The 18,662-nt window shown below is 67.3% G+C and carries 14 protein-coding genes and 2 tRNA genes; 3 read left to right on the forward strand and 13 right to left on the reverse strand.

All coding sequences use genetic code 11. From position 1 onward, the window contains the following. The first annotated feature begins 28 nt into the window (after positions 1-28). Complete coding sequence (locus tag ACIGJD_RS11995; protein ID WP_483686382.1) at positions 29-589, forward strand: DUF1697 domain-containing protein; 561 nt, start codon at positions 29-31, stop codon at positions 587-589. On the opposite strand, the gene ACIGJD_RS12000 is transcribed toward ACIGJD_RS11995, so the two are convergent. The 4 genes from ACIGJD_RS12000 to ACIGJD_RS12015 form a co-directional block, all read right to left on the reverse strand. Further along, positions 586-2,199, reverse strand: a complete 1,614-nt coding sequence (locus ACIGJD_RS12000) for a GTPase (RefSeq protein WP_483686383.1) — start codon at positions 2,197-2,199, stop codon at positions 586-588. The two genes, ACIGJD_RS11995 and ACIGJD_RS12000, sit on opposite strands and share 4 nt — an antisense overlap. Then, positions 2,196-3,965 (reverse strand): dynamin family protein, encoded by a 1,770-nt coding sequence (locus ACIGJD_RS12005; protein ID WP_483686384.1) that lies wholly within the window; start codon positions 3,963-3,965, stop codon positions 2,196-2,198. The genes ACIGJD_RS12000 and ACIGJD_RS12005 overlap by 4 nt, the downstream gene beginning before the upstream one ends. A gap of 188 nt (positions 3,966-4,153) precedes the next feature. Beyond that, positions 4,154-4,229, reverse strand: a tRNA-Glu gene (locus ACIGJD_RS12010). Between the two features lie 128 nt (positions 4,230-4,357). Further along, positions 4,358-4,429, reverse strand: a tRNA-Gln gene (locus tag ACIGJD_RS12015). A 302-nt stretch (positions 4,430-4,731) separates the two neighbouring features. Here ACIGJD_RS12015 and ACIGJD_RS12020 point away from each other — a divergent pair. Then, the gene (locus ACIGJD_RS12020) at positions 4,732-6,294 is read left to right on the forward strand and encodes a hypothetical protein (RefSeq protein WP_483686385.1); all 1,563 of its coding nucleotides are present in this window, start codon (positions 4,732-4,734) and stop codon (positions 6,292-6,294) included. A 78-nt stretch (positions 6,295-6,372) separates the two neighbouring features. On the opposite strand, the gene ACIGJD_RS12025 is transcribed toward ACIGJD_RS12020, so the two are convergent. The 4 genes from ACIGJD_RS12025 to ACIGJD_RS12040 all read right to left on the reverse strand — a co-directional run bounded on the left by ACIGJD_RS12025 (position 6,373) and on the right by ACIGJD_RS12040 (position 10,300). Continuing rightward, positions 6,373-7,110 carry an HAD family hydrolase gene (locus tag ACIGJD_RS12025; RefSeq protein WP_483686386.1) on the reverse strand — a complete coding sequence of 246 codons (738 nt, stop codon included), beginning with the start codon at positions 7,108-7,110 and terminating at the stop codon, positions 6,373-6,375. Continuing rightward, entirely contained in the window at positions 7,110-8,624 is a 1,515-nt protein-coding gene (gene gltX, locus ACIGJD_RS12030; RefSeq protein WP_483686387.1) for a glutamate--tRNA ligase, read from the reverse strand. The genes ACIGJD_RS12025 and gltX overlap by 1 nt, the downstream gene beginning before the upstream one ends. Before the next feature lie 69 nt (positions 8,625-8,693). Continuing rightward, positions 8,694-9,470, reverse strand: coding sequence for a fumarylacetoacetate hydrolase family protein (locus ACIGJD_RS12035; RefSeq protein ID WP_142133497.1), 777 nt, complete (start codon positions 9,468-9,470; stop codon positions 8,694-8,696). Positions 9,471-9,475: 5 nt separating this feature from the next. Beyond that, entirely contained in the window at positions 9,476-10,300 is an 825-nt protein-coding gene (locus ACIGJD_RS12040) for an MBL fold metallo-hydrolase (protein ID WP_483686388.1), read from the reverse strand. Between the two features lie 149 nt (positions 10,301-10,449). Between ACIGJD_RS12040 and ACIGJD_RS12045 the strand changes: the two genes are divergently transcribed. Further along, positions 10,450-11,043 (forward strand): hypothetical protein, encoded by a 594-nt coding sequence (locus ACIGJD_RS12045; protein WP_483686389.1) that lies wholly within the window; start codon positions 10,450-10,452, stop codon positions 11,041-11,043. Positions 11,044-11,123: 80 nt separating this feature from the next. On the opposite strand, the gene ACIGJD_RS12050 is transcribed toward ACIGJD_RS12045, so the two are convergent. From ACIGJD_RS12050 to ACIGJD_RS12070, 5 genes are all read right to left on the reverse strand, one after another. Then, entirely contained in the window at positions 11,124-12,236 is a 1,113-nt protein-coding gene (locus ACIGJD_RS12050) for a branched-chain amino acid aminotransferase (protein ID WP_483686390.1), read from the reverse strand. Positions 12,237-12,349: 113 nt separating this feature from the next. Continuing rightward, the gene (locus ACIGJD_RS12055; RefSeq protein ID WP_483686391.1) at positions 12,350-13,402 is read right to left on the reverse strand and encodes a 3-isopropylmalate dehydrogenase; all 1,053 of its coding nucleotides are present in this window, start codon (positions 13,400-13,402) and stop codon (positions 12,350-12,352) included. 81 nt (positions 13,403-13,483) lie between these two features. Then, on the reverse strand, positions 13,484-15,040 hold the full coding sequence (gene metG / locus ACIGJD_RS12060; RefSeq protein ID WP_483686392.1) for a methionine--tRNA ligase: 1,557 nt from the start codon (positions 15,038-15,040) through the stop codon (positions 13,484-13,486). Between the two features lie 34 nt (positions 15,041-15,074). Beyond that, a complete protein-coding gene (locus tag ACIGJD_RS12065; protein WP_373992409.1) occupies positions 15,075-15,830 on the reverse strand; it encodes an ABC transporter ATP-binding protein in 756 nt (251 codons plus the stop codon). Beyond that, the gene (locus tag ACIGJD_RS12070) at positions 15,827-18,625 is read right to left on the reverse strand and encodes an ABC transporter permease (RefSeq protein ID WP_483686393.1); all 2,799 of its coding nucleotides are present in this window, start codon (positions 18,623-18,625) and stop codon (positions 15,827-15,829) included. The genes ACIGJD_RS12065 and ACIGJD_RS12070 overlap by 4 nt, the downstream gene beginning before the upstream one ends. Positions 18,626-18,662: the final 37 nt, after the last annotated feature.

Raw genomic sequence — 18,662 nt, forward strand, 5'->3', positions numbered from 1 at the left:
CGGCCGTTCCCGCCGCTAGGCTGTGGCCATGGGCAGCTACGCAGTGTTCCTCCGCGGCATCAATGTGGGCGGAATCAATATCAGGATGGCCGATCTTCGGGACGCACTGAAGAAGTGCGGCTTCCAGGACGCGAAGACCCTTTTGGCCAGTGGAAACGTGGTGCTCTCCAGCACCCTGGACGCAGCCGCGGTCAAGCAGGAATGCGAGCAGTGCCTGCGCGCAGCGTTTGGTTACGAGGCGTGGGTGGTTGTCCTGGACGCCGGGAGGGTGGCCCAGCTGGTGCAAGCCTGCCCGTATCCCGACGACGACAAGTCCACCCACAGCTACATCACCCTGTCATCGGACACCGCAGTCCTGGACGAGCTGGAAACAGCAGGGTCGGCACTGGAGCAGCATGATCAGCACCGGCTGGCGCCCGAAGCCCTCGCCTGGCTGGCGCCCGTGGGCGGAACGCTGGACAGTCCCTTCAGCAAGATCAGCGCCAAGGCGAAGTTCAAGGCCGCGACCACCACCCGGAACCTGCGCACTTTGATCAAGGTCCGCGACGCGGCAGAGGCCCTCCCAGCCGGCCCGGCGAAAGGCGCCTAGGCCCCTGCCTTCTTCAGCGCCTTGTTAAAGGCAGCCAGCCGGCCAATCTCCGCCTCCACCGGGACCACCACCAGCTCCTCAGCGGCACCTGCGACGGCACCGTTGAGCCGCCGTCGAGCCCTTGCAGCACGCGCCCGCGCAGCAGCTGCCGCAATAAAGCGGCCGGTGTTGGCCAGGAAGATCCCCAACACCACGCCGAACGCGATCATCAAAGTGGGCACCGGCCATCCCTCCACACGGGGCACCTCCGGCGCCGGCAACTGCAGGTAGGCCAGCCCGGCCAGGACGCCCAGCCAGCCCAGGCCGCCCAGGACCGTCAGCAGCGCCAGCCACTGCACGATGTTGAAGACTCCCCACCACCAGGCCTTGCGGTTGGCCCCGAGGTCCGTTCCGGCGATGGCCTGGTCCAGCGCGTCGGGCAGCTTGTCCCTTCCGGCCCTGGCTGTCCCGCGGATCGCCGCCCGCCAGGGTCCCGGCGCTCCCGCGCTGGCGGAATCCGTAAATTCCCTGACCGCCGCATCCGTCCTTGCCCGTTCCGGGGCGCCGGCGGGCGGCAGCGATGTCCTGTTCAGTTCGGAAGGCGTATCGCGCCGCAGGTTGAGCCGCCGCAGCGGGTCGGGCCGGAATCGGGAGAGCCAGCGGGTTACCGGCCAGCCCGTCCTGCGCACGGACTCCAACCGGTAGGACTGCCCCACGGCCCGCACCACGGCAGGGACGTTCGCTGCCTGGGCCAGTTCCTCAGCCAGCCTCGTCGTTGCCCCGGCGCGCACCCCGGCGGCGTCCCCTTCACCGGCCGCGCGCCGCAGGTCCTCCGCCGCTTTGGTCACATCGGCTTCCAGCCGCCGGGACTGGGCCTGGCGCTTGACGGCGACCTTTCGGATGGCAGCACGCACTTCGGGGATTCCCGCTCCGGTCACTGCTGACGATGCCAGAACCCGCACCTGTCCCAGGCCCTCACCTGCCAGGATCGCGTGCAATGAGTCGAGCACCGGCTGCACGTCATGCGCAGGCAGCCGGTCCACCTGGTTCAGCACCACGAGGGTGACCGCGCCGTGGGTTGCAAGGGGCGCCAGGAATCCGTTGTGGACTGCCGCGTCCGCATATTTTTGCGGGTCGAGCACCCAGACCAGGACGTCCACCATGCCTACCATCCGCTGCACGATTTCACGGTTGGCCGCCCGGGTGGAGTCGAAGTCAGGCAGGTCCAGCAGGATCAGCCCCGTCTGTTCATCAGCGAAGCCGTCCACCGGTGCGGCGTGGTGCCGGTTTCCCACCTCCAGCCAGTCCAGGAGCGCCTCGCTCCCCGTCGCTCCCCAGACCTCCGCCAATGGTTCCGACGTGGTGGGACGGCGCGCCGCCGCCGTCGCGATTTCCGCACCGCTGACGGCGTTGAACAGGGAGGACTTGCCGCTGCCCGTCGCGCCGAAAAAACCCACCACGGTATGGTCGGCGGACAAGGAGCGGCGGGAACTGGCGCGCTCCAGGACATCGAACGCTTCCTGCAGCGCCTCGTCCGGAACCACCCCTTCCCCCAGTTCGCGGGCGTCCTGGAGTGCCTGGAGCCGGCTGTCCAGCTTCGTGGACCCGCGCGCCCCGCTGTGGCGGCTCACGCCTTTCCCGCCAGCTGTGCAAGTGACCCGGCCTGGGCAGCAAGACGCAGTGCGAGGCCGGGATTTTCCTCCGGCAGGCGCTGCAGGAACTTCTGCTGTTCATCCTTCAGGAGTTGTTCGCAGCGCACCGCGAGGTCGTCACGGGCCTTGGCCGCCATGCGTCGCACCGCGTCCTCACCGAACACGGCCTCCAGCAGGCGCTGGCCCACGACGGCGGTGCCGCCTGCGACGCCAACCTCAAGACCCGTCAGTCCGGCCGTCATGGAGAACACCACGATCATCAGCGCGGCACCGAGCCCGTTGATGCCAAAGGACAACCAGCGGGCCTGCGTGCGCTTGCCCTGCCCTTCCGTGCGGATCAGCTCCATCAAGGCTTCCTGCCAGGCCCGGATTTCGGCTGCAGCCCGGTCGGCGAAACCTGCGGTCGCGCCCGACAGATCGTCCCGGCCCAGCAGTTGGCGGCCTGCCGGATCGGAACGCCAACGCTGGTCCGTGTCCTCGGCAGCGTTGGCTGCTTCGTCGAGGATCACCGCCTGCAGCCCGGTCTCAATGGCCGCCTCCACCCGGACCGCAGGCGCCGGCTCACCCCGGAAGAAGGCGCCCAGCCGGTCCCTGAAACGCCCCACGTTCTGCTCAAGCGTCCGGAAAAACTCACCGGTGCCCACAAAGTCCTGCCAGCGCGCCAGGACCTCGCCGCGCAGCAGCGCGCCGTCCCGGGTGGCGTCGAGGATCCGGGCGGCCGCGTCACCGTAGGCAGCCACGGCATCGGCTTCAAGCCGTGCAGCTGCCCTTTCCTGTTCGCGGAGTGCCTCCGCGATGTCCGTGATGCGCTGGGCCAGGGCGCGGACGGCGCCGTTCAGGGTCCGGCGGGCGACGTCGGCCCTGCCTGCGGCGTCGGCGGCCAGCGACGACAGCCACCCGCGCAGCTCATCCACGGTTCCTGCAGGCAACATGCCGGCCTGGTCCAGGACGGTCTCCTGGATCACGAAAAGGCGGCTTGCCGAGAGCCCTTCACGGTCGAGAAGTCCCCTGAGGTCCTGGCTCACCTCCGCCTCGGCGCCCTGCGGTACACGGTCCAGCACCACCGCCACGGTGATGTCACGGGAAGCGGCGTCCAGGAGCAGCTTCCAGGGAACAGCGTCCGCGTACCGGTTGGCCGTGGTGACAAACACCCACAGGTCCGCAGCGGCAAGGAGCTGCCCCGCCAGCAGGCGGTTCTGGTCTGAAATGGAGTCGACGTCGGGGGCGTCGAGGAGGGCGATTCCCGCAGGCACGGCAGGGTCGGCCAGCAGCACCAGCGAGTCGACGGCCGTGCTCGCCGCGCCGGCCTGGGCCTCGAGCGCGGGACTGGCCGCCAGGGTTCCGCGGATCCGGCTCAGTCCCGGCAGGACGCGCTGCCCCTCAAACCAGCTCGCTTCGGCCGGATTGTGCAACAGGATGGGCTGGCGGGTGGTGGGGCGGATGGCACCGGCGCGGGTCACGGGATGACCCACGAGCCCGTTCACCAAGGTCGACTTTCCCGCACCCGTGGAGCCGCCGACGACGGCAAGCAGCGGGGCGTCCAGGCTGCGGTACCGGGGAAGGATGTAGTCATCAAGTTGTGCTCTTGCGGCCGACGTTTCCCTCCGCGCCTGCTCCGCACCCGGCAGGGCCAGCGGCAGCACGACATCGTCCAGGCCGTCACGGACTTCCTCCAGCAGCGTCACCGCCGCCGCGGCCTGCGGCGCCGTCTGGGCGGGGCGGTGGTGCTCGTTGTGGGAGGTCACAGCAACATCATGCCAGTTGAGGCTTCCTTGGGCGTTGACGCGGCGCGTCGCCCACAGTCGTGCACTCCCCGCCTGAAGGACAACTCCCCGCGAAATGACGAGGGGTCTTGTCCGTCTACAGGGGATTCCAGTGACCGGCATTGGGGGAAACAGAAATGGCCCCGGGCTGTTGCCCGGGACCATTCCGGTGGTGACCCCAGCGGGATTCGAACCCGCGTTACCGCCGTGAGAGGGCGGCGTACTAGGCCGCTATACGATGGGGCCAAGTACTTTCGGCAGCGTTTCCGCTGCTCAAGCTCAGTGAGTATTTCACACACTTTGCTTTGGTTTCAAATCGGCGAACCGAGTGGAAACCTTCTGTTTTGCGGCTGAAATTAGCCCTCAAACCAGAGCTGGGATACCAGGACTCGAACCTAGAATGACGGTACCAGAAACCGTAGTGTTGCCAATTACACCATATCCCAATGGTACTTTCGGGCCGGTTTTCAGGGCGTTTTCCCTGCTCCGTGCGCCTCAGCACGAGAAATTACTTTACCCGAGACTTTCGGCTCGCACAAATCGACATCGCAGGCGCACCCGGACTCCCGCCAAAAGCAATCCCGCAAAACCCTTGCCCAGCCTCCAGACATGTGGTTACTCTCGAGTAAGTTACTCATCAGTAACAACCTCCCCGCCCTATCCACCGGGCACCCACGAGGAAAACGGGAACGCCTTACCAACTACGGTTCGCACCGCCGGGCAGCGTCGTCCGGCGGAGAGTTAGGAAGTGTCAGCGTTGACAACCCGCACAGCATCCATCGCAGCAGCCAAACCTCGAATTCGCTCCCAGTCCATCGCCGTCGTCGCGCTGTCCCTCTTGTTGGTTCTCTTTCTTGCCTTCTACACCTACCTCACAGGCCAGATCTCCAACGGTGCCGCGCAGCTAATGGATGGCGCCGAGCAGGCATCCGCGGGCGCTGACCAACTCAAGGACGGTTCGGGCCAGTTGGCCACAGGCGCCGGCGCAGCCAATAAGGGAGCGGTGCAGGTGAAGGACGGCGCCGCCAAGGTGAAGGACGGCAGCGCCGCCTTGAACGCAGGCGCCGCACAACTGCAGAGCGGCGCGGGAAGGATTTACACCGGGGTGCGCGACCAACTGGCGCCCGGTGTAGACAAACTGCACGCCGGTACCACCAAGCTCCAGAATGACGTCCTGAACAAACTCGTTCCAGGCGTCTACCAGGTGGACGACGGCGCAAAGAAGCTTCAGGCCGGCGCCGTCGCCCTTTCGGCGGCCCTCACCCCGACCGCTGCCGGAAACGCGCCCAACAACCTTGCCGACGGCGCCGGGCAGTTGGCTGCCGGAACGGAGCAGCTCGCAGCGGGAGCCGGGCAACTTGACGCGGGCGCCGGCAGCCTCAGCGCCGGGACAGGGGCGCTCAAGAGCGGAACAGCACAGCTGAAGGGTTACCCGGGTGCGGGCAACGATCCCACCAAGGGCGACGGGCTGGCCGCGCTCAGCCAAGGGCTGGACCAGCTTGAAGCGGCGGCGAACGGCCCCCAGGGCCTGGTGCCGCTTGCAGTGATCAAGGACCAGATTGCCAAATTGGCCGACGGCGGGCGGCGGGCCTACGCAGGGGCGGGCCAGCTGGATGCGGGTGCAGCAAAGCTGAACGACGGCGCCGCGCAGCTGAAGGCCGGAACGGACAAGCTGAACACGGGTGCAGGCCAGTTGAACGACGGCGCAGGACGGCTGAAGGCAGGCTTCGCCACCCTGGCGCAAAAACTCAATGCGACGGACCCGCAGAACCCGGGAGTAGTGCTCGGCACCACCATGCTGGCAGAGGGGACCACAAAAATCCGGGTGGGCATGGACGGTGTTCCCGGCGACCCGGACCACCCCGGCCTGATCTACGCCGCCAACAGCCTGCAGGACGGCACCACCAAACTCAGCGCCGGAGTCAACGGCGACGGCGACCCGGACCACCCGGGCCTGCTGGCCGGGACCCAGGCGCTTTCCGACGGCACTGTCACCCTAAGCCAGGGCACAGGCCAACTACAGTCGGGCTCCGCCCAGCTGGCCGACGGCACGGGGAAACTGGCTGACGGCAACGGCAAACTGGACGATGGATCGGGCCAACTCGCCGATGGCGCCGGCAAACTGGCGGACGGCAACTCAAGGATCGCGGCCGGGACGGAGGAACTGCACACCAAGGTTGCGGCTGTCTCGCCGTCGTCGTGGCTCAACAGCCCCGCGATTGCGCTGCTGCTCGTGGCACTGCTGGTGGCTGCCGCCGTCGCCGCCTACCTGGTCCTTCGCCGAAGGTCAGCCGGCCTCAAAGCCGCCTGACGGGCACCGACCCCGTTGACCGGATGGCCACGTCCTTCGCGAAGGGCGCGGCCATCCGGGCCTATCGCAGCACCCGAACTATTGCAGCAGCTGGTTCAGGGAAGCCACCATGCCGCCGTCGAAGTCTTCCACGACCTCGCCGGAGCGGTTGAGCCACACACCCAACAGCCCCGCCGCCGTCGAGCCCTCCGCGTCAAGCAGCCGGTTGTCGCCCACATAGAGCGTCTCGCCGGGGGCAGTGCCCAGCAGCCGGACGCCTTCCAGGTACATTGCCGGATTCGGCTTGGCGACGCCCAGGGTGTCGGTGCCCACCAGGTGGGTGACCCGCTCCAGTCCGGCACCGTCCAGCTTGGCCCGCTGGTAGTCATGGACGTTGTTGCTCACGGCACCGTAAGGGATACCCGCGGCGTCAAGAATGTCGAGCAGCGGCAGCACGTCGGGAAACGGTTTGACGTACGCGGGCTGCTTTTCCATGTAGGCGCTCAGCCACCGGTGCGATTCCTCGCCGTCGGCAAGTTCCACGCCAAAGTGCCCCAGGGCGGCCCGGCCCCGGAGCAGGCGCTGTTCGTTGAACGTCAGCTCCCCCGCAAGGTAGCGGTCGTAGTAGTGCGTGCTCTCGTGCGTGAAGATGCGCCCGAACCTCTCCCACCCGGCCTGGTCCAGGCCGGGGAGGAGGTGTTCACTGACTTCGCGCAGTGCGGTGGTCATGGAGTACTCGAGGTCCACCAGGGTGTCATCGATGTCGAACAGGACGCCCCGGACAAGCCCGAACGGTGTGTTTAGAGCGGCGGCAGGCGCCTGGCTGGGGGCGGACATCAGCCGCGGAAGGCGCGGAGCCGGCGCAGTGAGGACTCCTTGCCCAGGATCACCATGGACTCAAACAGCGGCGGCGAGACGCGGCGGCCGGAAACGGCCGTGCGCACGGGGCCGAAGGCCAGCCGCGGCTTGATGCCCATGTCCTCCACCAGGGCCTGCTTGAGGGCAGCCTGGATGTCTTCCGCCGTCCAGTCAGCCAGCGGGTCAAGGGCGGCGATGGCGGCGTCCAGCACCTCCGAAAGATTGGCCGGAAGGCCCTTGCGCGCGTCATCGGCGATATCGATGGCGTCGTCCGCTTTGAACAGGAAAGCCAGCATCTCCGGCGCTTCACCCAGCAGGGTGATGCGTTCCTGGACCAGCGGTGCGGCCTCGGTGAGGATCTCTTCCTCGCGGTCGGTCAGGATCTCCCCCACCAGCCCGGCCTCGCGCAGGTAGTGCGCCACGCGGTCGCGGAAAACCTTCGGCTCGAGCATCCGGACGTGGGTGCCGTTGATGGCCTCGGCCTTCTTCAGGTCGAAGCGTGCCGGGTTGCCCAGGACGTCGTGGATGTCGAAGTGCTCCACGAGCTGCTCCACGGTGAAGATGTCCTCGTCCGCGCTGAGGGACCAGCCCAACAGGGACAGGTAGTTCAGCAGTCCTTCGGGGATGAAGCCCCGCTCCCGGTGCAGGAACAGGCTGGACTCGGGATCGCGCTTGGAGAGCTTCTTGTTGCCCTGTCCCATGACATAGGGCAGGTGGCCGAACTCCGGCATGTATTCGGCGACGCCAATGGCGTACAGCGCCCGGTAGAGGGCCACCTGGCGGGGTGTGGAGCTGAGCAGGTCCTCGCCGCGCAACACGTGGGTGATTCCCATCAGGGCGTCATCCACCGGGTTCACCAGGGTGTACAAGGGAGCGCCGTTGGCGCGCACCACAGCAAAGTCCGGCACGGATCCGGCCTTGAAGGTGATCTCGCCGCGCACCAGGTCAGTGAAGGTGATGTCCTCGTCCGGCATGCGCAGGCGAAGGACAGCCTGCCGGCCCTCCGCCCGGTACTGGGCCAGCTGCTCCTCCGTCAGGTGCCGGTCAAAGCCGTCGTAGCCAAGCTTCGGGTCACGGCCGGCAGCGCGGTGACGTGCCTCGATCTCCTCAGGGGTGGAGAAGGACTCGTAGATGAACCCGCCCTCATGCAGCCGCTTGATGACGTCCTGGTAGATGTCGCCGCGCTGGGACTGCCGGTACGGCTCGTGCGGGCCGCCCACCTCCACGCCCTCGTCCCAGTCGATGCCCAGCCACTTCAGGGCGTCCAGCAGCTGGTGGTAGCTTTCCTCGCTGTCCCGTGCCGCGTCCGTGTCCTCGATGCGGAAGACCAGGGTGCCCTTGGTGTGGCGCGCGTAGGCCCAGTTGAACAGGGCCGTGCGGATCAGTCCAACGTGCGGGGTGCCCGTGGGTGAGGGGCAGAAACGGACTCGGACGGGCGTTTCGGCGGTAACGGGCGGAATGGAGGCGGCAGGTGACGAAGAAGCGATACTCATAGTGGCTTCAACTTTACCCGCCTGGCCGGGGCCGGCCTTCCGCCCGGCAGGACTGGGCCCGGGACAGCGTTACCGGCGGACGATGGGGTTGGACAGCCGGCCGATGCCCTCGATTTCCACCTCGAAGCGGTCGCCTTCCTTGACCAGGCCCACGCCCGCGGGTGTCCCGGTCATAATGACGTCGCCGGGCAGCAGGGTGAAGGCCTGCGACACCAGCGACACGAGTTCGCGCACGCCGCGGATCATCTGGCTGGTGCTGCCGTCCTGGCGCACCTCCCCGTTGAGCCGGCCCTGGATCTGCAGGTCCTCCGTGTCCAGGTCGGTTTCGATCCATGGTCCCAGCGGGGCTGAGGTGTCGAAGCCCTTGGCACGGGTCCACTGCAGGTCGGTCTTCTGGACGTCACGGGCAGTGAGGTCGTTGCCGCAGGTGTAACCAAAGATGACGTCATCCACGCGCTCTTCCGGCACGTCCTTGCAGATGCGGCCGATGACCACGCAGAGTTCGGCTTCGAACGAGACCTCTTCGGAGAACTCGGGCAGCACCACGGGATCATTCGGGCCCACGACGGCCGTGTTCGGCTTGAGGAACAACAGCGGCTGCGCCGGTACTTCGTTGCCCAGCTCCTTGGCGTGCTCCACGAAGTTCCGGCCCACCCCGATCACCTTGCTGCGCGGAATGATCGGCGCCAGCAGCCGGACGTCCTCCAGCTTGTGGCGCACGGAAGTGCGCTCCACGCCGTTGAAGAAGGGGTCGCCGTGGATGACAGTGATTTCCTCACTGCCGGGTTCACCTTCCACGACGCCGTACAGGGGATCGGAATCGACTACAAACCTGGCAATACGCATGGGTCCTACCCTACCGTCCCGCCGCCGTCGTCCTGCCCGCCATTGCTGCCGCGCAGGTAGGAAAGCTGCGCCGCCACGGACAGTTCCGCAGCGCGGCGGACGGAAGGGCCGACGTCGGCATAAACGGCGTCAGCCACCTCCCCGACGGTCGCGTCCCGGCCCAGCCGGTGCAACGCCGCGCGGATCTGCGCCAGCCGTTCCTCCCGGTGGGTCCGGTAGCCATGGACGATGGCTTCGAGGGACGGCAGCACCGGCCCGTGCGCCGGCAGGACGGTTGCAGGACCCAGCGCCGCCAACCGGTCCAGGGACGCGAGGTAGTCACCCAGCGTGCCGTCCGGGTAGTCCAGGACGGTGGTCCCCCGCCCGAGCACGGTATCGCCGGTCAGCACTGCACCGGACTCTCCGTCTGCCGGGAGGTGGAAGCAGACGGAGTCCGAGGTGTGCCCGGGCGTGGCCAGCACGGTGATCTCCAGCCCTGCCGCCCGGATGACTTCTCCGTCCAAGAGCGGCGCTCCCCCACCATGGCAATGGAGCGGGTCCGCGGCGCGGACCGGTGCCCCCGTCAGCTGATGCAGGCGGGCAGAACCGGCCGTGTGGTCCGCGTGGCGGTGGGTTACCAGGACGAGCTCGACGGCGCCGGCACCGGCGAGTGCCGCCAGGTGCGTTTCGTCGTGGGGTCCCGGGTCCACCACCACCGTGCTCGAGTGGCCGGAGGCGCGCAGGATGTAGGAATTGGTGCCGTCCAGGCTCATGGGTCCGGGGTTGGGGGCCAGGATGAACTGGGTGAGGCCGGAGCTGCGTTGCATGGTGGGGCCGGAATCAGTGGTCACGAACCCATCCTTGCACGCGGGCCTCTTTCCAATTGGGCAGCCGTTCCCCAGTCGGCGCCCGTCACCACCGGCGGAATAGAACGTCCGCAGCCCGGAGTTGGCACACAGTGACAGCACTACGATCACCACCAGGAAGCCGGATACCTCCCATGAGCACAGCAACACTTGCAGACCTTCTCGCCCAAGCGGACGCGGACGGCCACGACCACTCGGCAACCGAGAAGGCCACCGGCCTCCTGCACATCCACAACCACGCCACCGGCAGCATCGTCTGGTTTCCCACCTGGAAGAAATTCCGCGAAACGGCTGACTGGACGGAAGCCGTCTCCGGGGTCACTGCGGAATTGGATGCGGCCTCCGCACCTGCGGACCAGGCCGGCGCGGCCATCCTGGCGGCAGACCTGGAGGCCCTGCTGGAGCAGGCGGCCCGGTCCAGCGACGCCAGCGTGTTCGTACAGGAAAACCTCACCCGCCACCTGACCAGGGCCTGGGCCGTGGGCGACGCCGTGGCCAAGGCCAACAACAAAGACCTGTTCGGTGCCGGCGCCACGCCCTCCGTCTACGCCGGTTACCCCTACGATGTCTATGCCCAGGACGGCGGCGTTTTTGCCACCACGCTCTGGAACGACCTGATCGACGCCCGCCGCAACCGGGCCCTCGCCGAGGAAGCGGCCCGCAAGGCACTCAAGCCGGTCTCGCGCAAGGCCATGAAGAACGCCGCCCGGAAGGCCGCGCGGCGCTGACCACCCGCCGTCGGCGGGAACGCAGAACGGCGCCTGCCGAACCTAAGTCCGGCAGGCGCCGTCGTACTTAAGACGCTTGACTATGCCAGGCGGGTGAGCCAGCCGTGGGTGTCCGGTTCCGCGCCGGTCTGGATGCCCAGGAGCTTTTCGCGGATGGCCATGGTGACCTCGCCGGCCTTGGCGTCCTCGGAACCGATGAACTCGGTGGCGTCCTTGAGGACTCCGATGGGCGTGATGACCGCTGCGGTGCCGCAGGCGAACACCTCGGTGATCTCGCCGGAGGCCACGCCGTCGCGCCATTCATCCAGGGTGATCTTGCGCTCGGCCACCTCACGGCCCATGTCCCTGGCCACCTGGATCACGGACATGCGGGTGACGCCCTCCAGGATGGTGCCGGTCAGCGCGGGCGTGGCCAGCGATCCGTCCTTCAGGACGAAGAAGACGTTCATGCCGCCCAGCTCTTCCACGGCGTTGTCGTTGGCCTGGTCCAGGAACAGCACCTGCTTGCAGCCGTTGGCTTCCGCCTCCTGCTGGGCGATCAGTGAGGCTGCGTAGTTGCCGCCGCACTTGGCATCGCCGGTGCCGCCGCGGCCTGCGCGGGCGTACTGGCGGGAGATCCAGATGGAAACGGGCTTCAGCTCGCCGCCGAAGTAGTTGCCGGCCGGTGAGGCGATGACCCGGAAGGAAACCTCGCGGGCGGCACGGACGCCCAGGAAGGCCTCGGTGGCGATCATGAAGGGCCGCAGGTACAGGGCTTCGCCGTCGCCGGAGGGCACCCATTCCTTATCCACGGCCACCAGCTCGCGGATGGCGCTGAGGAAGTATTCGGCCGGCAGCTCGGGCAGGGCCAGGCGGCGGGCCGACTTGTTCAGGCGCGCCGCGTTGGCCTCGGGCCGGAAGGTCCACACGGAGCCATCCGCGTGCCGGTAGGCCTTGAGGCCCTCAAAGATCTCCTGGCCGTAGTGGAACACGGCAGCCGAGGGATCCAGCACGATCGGACCGTAGGGTTCGATCCGGGCGTCGTGCCAGCCGCCGTTGCCGTCCGCGTCAACGCTGTAGTCGACGATGGCGGTGTGGTCGGTGAAGTAGTTGCCAAATCCCGGGTTCGCCAGGATGGCTGCACGCTCTTCGGCGGACTTCGGGTTCTCCGAGGGCTGCCGGGTGAATTCGACGCCATGGGCGGTCTGAGTCATGGTTCCTCCACGATCGGCCGCCCGCGGTTCTGCGCTGAACAACGGGGCGGCATTTGGTGATTCGAGACAAGCTTACGCCCGAAGCCGGCGGCAGCCCGCCGGGGCGTTTACAGCTACAGGCCGGCGGCGATGGCGTCGCCGATTGCGCTGGTGCTGCGTGCGGTGCCGTCGCGCTTTTCGACGTCGGCAACCACCGCGGCTTCGATCTTCCGGGCGGCTTCGGCGTAGCCCAGGTGGTCCAGCAGGAGCACGGCGGAGAGGATGGCCGCCGTGGGGTCCGCCTTGCCCTGGCCGGCGATGTCCGGCGCGGAACCGTGGACCGGCTCGAACATGGATGGTGCGGTGCGGTCCATGTTGATGTTGCCCGATGCTGCCAGGCCGATCCCGCCGGTGACGGCCGCTGCAAGGTCGGTGATGATGTCGCCAAACAGGTTGTCGGTGACGATCACGTCGAAGCGGGACGGGTCCGTGACCATGAAGATGGTGGCGGCGTCAATGTGCAGGTAGTCGTGGGTGACCTCGGGGAATTCCTGCGCAACGGCTTCAACGGTGCGCTTCCACAGGTGCCCGGCATAGACCAGGACGTTGTGCTTATGCACCAGGGTGACGTGCTTGCGCTCCCTTGCACTGGCGCGGCGGAACGCGTCCCGGACCACCCGCTCCACGCCGTGGGCGGTATTCAGGGAGACCTCGGTGGCTACCTCGTGCGGCGTGCCCGCCCGCAGGCTGCCGCCGTTTCCGACGTAGGGGCCCTCGGTTCCTTCGCGGACCACGATGAAGTCGATCGTTCCTGGGTTGGCCAGCGGGCTGCCCACGGTGCCGTAAAGCCGCGACGGCCGCAGGTTGACGTAGTGGTCCAGGCTGAAACGGAGCTTGAGCAGCAGTTCACGCTCGATGAGTCCCGACGGGATGCGGGTGTCACCCGGGGCGGCCCCCACGGCGCCGAACAGGATGGCGTCGCGCTTCTTCAGGTCTTCCAGGACGTGGTCCGGGAGGGTCTCCCCCGTGGCAAGCCAGTGCCCGGCGCCGAGTTCGTAGTGCGTCGGCTTGAGCTGCACACCCTCCGCGGCCACCGCCTTTTCCAGGACTTTGAGGGCCTCGGCGATGACCTCGGGGCCGATGCCGTCGCCGGGAATTACTGCAAGATCGATGGAGGATGCGCTCATGTTTTCAGGGTAGCCAAGACATCCATATGGTGGTCAACCTGTCTCAGCTTTTGGACAGGAGCGCATCGCCCCAACGTCTTGCTACTCCGCGGGTTCCTCGAACTTGGGGAAAACGGGGGTAGGGGCGGGCAGCCCGGTGCCGGGCACGATGGGGGTGGATATCGCGGTGAACAGCCGCGCATCGCCTTCCGGCTGGCCCAGCGCATCGAGGAGCTTGGCGGTGGCGTTCGGCATCACCGGCTGGGCCAAAATGGCCACGATCCGCAACACCTCCAGGGTCACGTACAGCACGGTGTTCATGCGTTCGACGTCGGTCTTCCGCAGTACCCAGGGGGCCTGCTCAGCGAAGTAGGCGTTGGTGTGGTGCAGCACGCCCCAGATGGCCTCCAGGGCACGGCTGAATTCCTGCTTGTCGAAGGCGGCGCGGGCCGCCTCCAGCAGTCCGTTGGCCTGGGCCAGGATGGCGTCGTCCTCCGCGGTGAACGCGCCGGGCGTAGGCACGGCGGCGCCGCAGTTCTTGGCCACCATCGACAGCGACCGCTGGGCCAGGTTGCCGAAGTTGTTGGCCAGGTCGGAGTTCATGCGGCCCACGATGGCATCATGGTTGTAGCTGCCGTCCGCCCCAAACGGGACCTCGCGCAGGAAGAAGAACCGCACCTGGTCCAGGCCGTAGCGGGCCACGAAGTCCGCCGGGGCCACCACGTTGCCCAGGGACTTGGACATCTTGACCCCGTTGTTGTGCAGGAACCCGTGGATCATGACCCGCTTGGGCAGCTCCAGCCCGGCGCTCATCAGGAAGGCAGGCCAGTAGATGGCGTGGAACCGGGAGATGTCCTTGCCGATGATGTGCACGTCGGCGGGCCAGAACTTCCGGAACTTCTCCGACTCGGTGTCCGGGTAGCCCACACCGGTGAGGTAGTTGGTCAGCGCATCCACCCACACATACATCACGTGCTTGTCGTTGCCGGGGACGGGAACGCCCCAGTCGAAGGTGGTGCGGCTGATGGACAGGTCCTCCAGGCCGCGCTTGACGAAGCTGATGACCTCGTTGAAGCGGTACTGCGGGGCGCCGAACTCCGGGTGGGACTCGTAGAGGGCCAGCAGCTTGTCCTGGTAGGCGGAGAGCCGGAAGAAGTAGCTCTCCTCAGCCGTCCACGTCACTTCGGTGTCCGTCTCTTTCGAGTAGCGCACGCCGTCGTCCTTCACCACCGTCTCATCCTCGGCGTAGAACGCCTCGTCCCGGACGGAGTACCAGCCCTCGTACTTGTCGAGGTAGATGTCGCCATTGGCTTCCATCTTTTTCCAGATGGCCTGCGACGCCGCGTAGTGGTCGGCATCGGTGGTGCGGATGAAGCGGTCGTAACTGATGCCAAGGGCGGAATGCGCGGCCTGGTAGATTTCCGCGTTGCGGTCCACCAGCTCCTTGGGGGTGATGCCTTCCTTCTCCGCCGTCTGGGCAATCTTCATGCCGTGCTCGTCGGTGCCCGTCAGGAACATCACGTCATAGCCGTCCAGGCGCTTGAAGCGCGCCATGGCGTCGGTGGCAATGTACTCGTAGGCGTGTCCGATGTGCGGCACGCCGTTGGGGTAGGTGATGGCCGTGGTGATGTAGAACGGCGTTTTCTCTGGAGCAGTCACGGTTGGACGGTTACCTTCGGTGCGGTGGAGTGGGCTAGATCAGTTCTGTCAGGGTATCGCTCAGCCGGACCAGTTCGTGGTCGTGCGAGGCCACCAGGACGGCAATCCCGTCCGAGGTGGTGTCCTTCAGGATGCTGATGATGCGGTTGGCGGAGGCACGGTCCAGCGAGGCGGTGGGCTCGTCCACCACCAGCACCCTGGTGCCGAGGATCAGTGCGCGGGCGATGGCCACGCGCTGCCGTTCACCGCCGGACAGCTGGGCGGGACGGTGCCGCATGCGCCGGCCCAGGCCCACCAGGTCCAGCAGGTCCTTGGCCATGTCGCGCCGCTGGTCCACCTCGCCGTCGGGGACGGCGGGCAGGAGCACGTTCTCCAACGCGCTCATTCCGTCGATCAGGGCGCCGCCCTGGTCGACGTAGCCAATGAGGGCGCGACGGCGGTCGGCGATTTCGTCGTCACCCATGCTTTCGAGCGAATCGCCTTCCCAGAAGACGCGGCCCGACGTCGGCAGGGTGAGTCCCGCGCCGACGGTCAGGATGCTGGTCTTGCCGGAGCCGCTTCGGCCGGCGACGCAGTGCATCTCCCCCGCGTGCAGGGTCAGGTCGAAGCCCTCCACCACGCTCACCGCTTCGGCGCCGCCCTTGCCGCCGCCGTAGCGGATGGTGATGTCGCGCATCTCCAGCGGGGTGGCGTGGTCTGCCGACTTGACGATGGTGTTGGCCCGGGTCTGCAGGGGGACCTCATTGGCGCCGCTCCTGCGGCTGCGCTGGACGTTCGTCGGGTTTGTCATTGGACCACTTTCGTTGCAATCGGTATCCAGCAAATTACAGCCACAAGCCCGGCCACGGCAGCCCAGATGGCTGCATAGGGGGCCAGCAGCAGGCCGATGCCCAGGGCGCCCAGCACGCCCAGCGGCAGGGCCACGGTTCCCACCAGCGCGTTTTCGAACAGCCGGACCTGGCGGAGCATATCGGGGTTCCAGCCCATGGCCTGGAGGATGCCAAGGTACTGCCGCTTGGCGTTGAGCTCGAACCGGCCGGTGACCAGGGTCAGCACCAGCCCCACGGCCACCCCGGCAACCGCCAGCAGGATGCTGGGCAGCGTCACGCTGGCTGCGGCCAGGCCGCTGAGGGCGCTGGCGCCGGCTGCCCGCGGGATGTCGATCAGCAGCGCGATCAGCCCGCCCACCGCGGCACCGAAGACGCCGACGGCGACAGCCAGGGACAACGTGTTGAACTTGTTGGTGCTCAGCTGCCGGTTGGCGAAGGTCAGCGGGGAATCGACCTGGATGAGCCGTTCGTCATGCTGCGGCTCCTGGTCGATCACGTCGCGGTGGCGCAGCTGCTGGGCGGCAAAGAGGGCGGCCCCACAGTACAGGAGCACGACGGCGGCACACACCAAAGCGGTGGCGAGGCTCCAGCTCAGCAGGCTGAGCACAAGACCGGCGGCGGCGAGCAGTACGGCCCCCACGCCGAATTCCTCAAGCACCCAGCTGCGGATCCGCCGCTGGGTCCAGCCCATGGCCCGCAAGGTGCCTGCTTCGCTGCGGCGCTTCCGGATGTAGCTGACGGTCGATGCACCCGTCAGCAGGGCTGCTCCGCACAACGTCAGGAAGAGAAGGGTGATGTTGGTTCCGGACAATGCTCCGGTGACGGCCTCTGCAGCGTTCTGCCGGACCCAGGACTGCTGGACCGTGCCCAGCGCCGATTCCTTGCCGGCTCCGTCCTTGGAGTAGCCGGGGACGAAGATGCTGGTGTCCTCACGGGCGGAACCGGCCACCACGGTGGCGTCCAGTCCCATGTCCCGGATCTCGGCGGCGAGCTTCTCCACCTCGGGCTGGGCGTCCTTCCAGCTGCCCGGTGCCTTGGCGCGGACACGGACGGCGTCGATGACGGCGGCGTTCTGCTTGTAGCCGCGTGCTGCTGCGAGGCCATAGAAGTCGGTGATGGCCCCGGCGGACTGGCTGGCGAGTCCGGTGGCACTCAGCGAAGGCTTCAGCTGTGCCTCGGGCACGTCCTTCCCGGACGCATCCTTGACCAGGGTGAACGGGGTGGGGTCGTACCCGCCCAACGGGAGCTTGTTGACGTCGCCCGAGGCTGCCTCCACGGCGGCGGGGTCGAACGTGCCGTAAACCATGGGCAGCGGCTGCGCAGCCTGTTGCTGCCCGGTGGACAGGTTGTCCCGGTAGGACCGCTCGTCCACCGGGTCGCGCTGGGTCTGGTCAACGGGCGCGCCGCTGGATGCCTTGTCGGGCAGGCGGTTGACGGTGACCCATTCGCCCGGCACAGCCGTCTTGTCCACGGCACCGTTGGAGGCGGTGCCGCCATCGGTGTACTTGGGGGCGCCGGCGAAGTTGGTGCTCCACTTGGCAGGTGTGTACAGGCCCGGGTTGAAGTTACCGTTGGCGCCCAGCAGCGAGGAGTGGTCCGTTGAACCCGGCCAGGACAGCACGAAGGGGTCCTTGGAGACAAATGGCAGGTAATCCTTGCCCAGGGACTTCGAAACGGTACCGACGTCCTTGACCACCTTGCCGGCGTCGTCAATCTCCTCGATCTTGACGTTGTACTTCAGGTCCAGCGAGGTGCCGGAACGGACGATCAGCGGAACGGCCTGGGAGGCGCTGGTGAGCTGGCCGGTGCGCTTTGCCTGCTGGTACTGGGTCATCAGGGGCGCCCAGTACTTGAGCTTGACGCCGAGGAAGTCGGGGCCTTCCTTAAGCTGGTCCATGCTGATGCCGCTGGTGAAAAGCCCTTCCAGGTAGCGGCCCACGGCACCGGCACCGCGTGCGTCGGCCGGCGGCGCCTTCTCCAGCGGAGCCAGGAAGTCGCCGGCCGAGCCAAGGAGGGCCCGCTCGGCGGCGGGATCAACGGCCACCACGGATTCGGTGACCTCGGGGGCGAGCGGCAGTGCCACGGACAGGTTGAAGAGGTTGTGCTCGGAGCCGCCCGCCGGGGCGGGGAATTTGATGCCCGTCTCCCCCGCCGGCGCGGCGATGCGGATGCTGCTGCCGCCGGCCGCCTTCTCCTCCACGAGCTTGGCCTTGCCGAGCGTTCCTTCGGCGGTGGTCTTGAACAGCGTCTGCTCGGTGCTGCCGTCGGAGCTGACGGCGCTGGCCGTGAGCCGGTACTTCTTGGCCGTGTCCGTCAGCACGGATTCGGCCGCCGGCCACTTGTCCGGAGCGGTGGCGCCCGCGGCCTGGTCGGACGTGGCGGTACCGGCCAGGCCGGCGTTGTAGCCCAGGTAGTCCATGGCGTCCAGGCGCGGCGTTTCCAGGTTCTGGGTGACGCGCGAGACCAGGCTGATTGGGGCGGCCACGGAGGTGCCGGACAGCTTCCGGATGGAGTCCAGCTGGTCGAAGCCGATGCCGCCGGCGCCGTTGGCGATTTCCGGCTGCAGGAGTGCCCCGGAGGGCGCCTTGGCCTGGACCAGGATGTCGTAGAGCCCCCTTGAGTTTTCATCGACCGTCCGGTTGAGCGCAGCCTGTGACTGGCTTTGGACGAGGACCGACAAGCACATGGCTGCGATCAAGATGGCCGCGGTCAACAGCAGCACCCTGCTTCTGATGAACCTCTGGACGGCGTTCATGGAACTCCCTGAAACCTGGATTGCGTGCGCACACGTC

Source organism: Arthrobacter sp. E1SS-5, assembly GCF_057073715.1.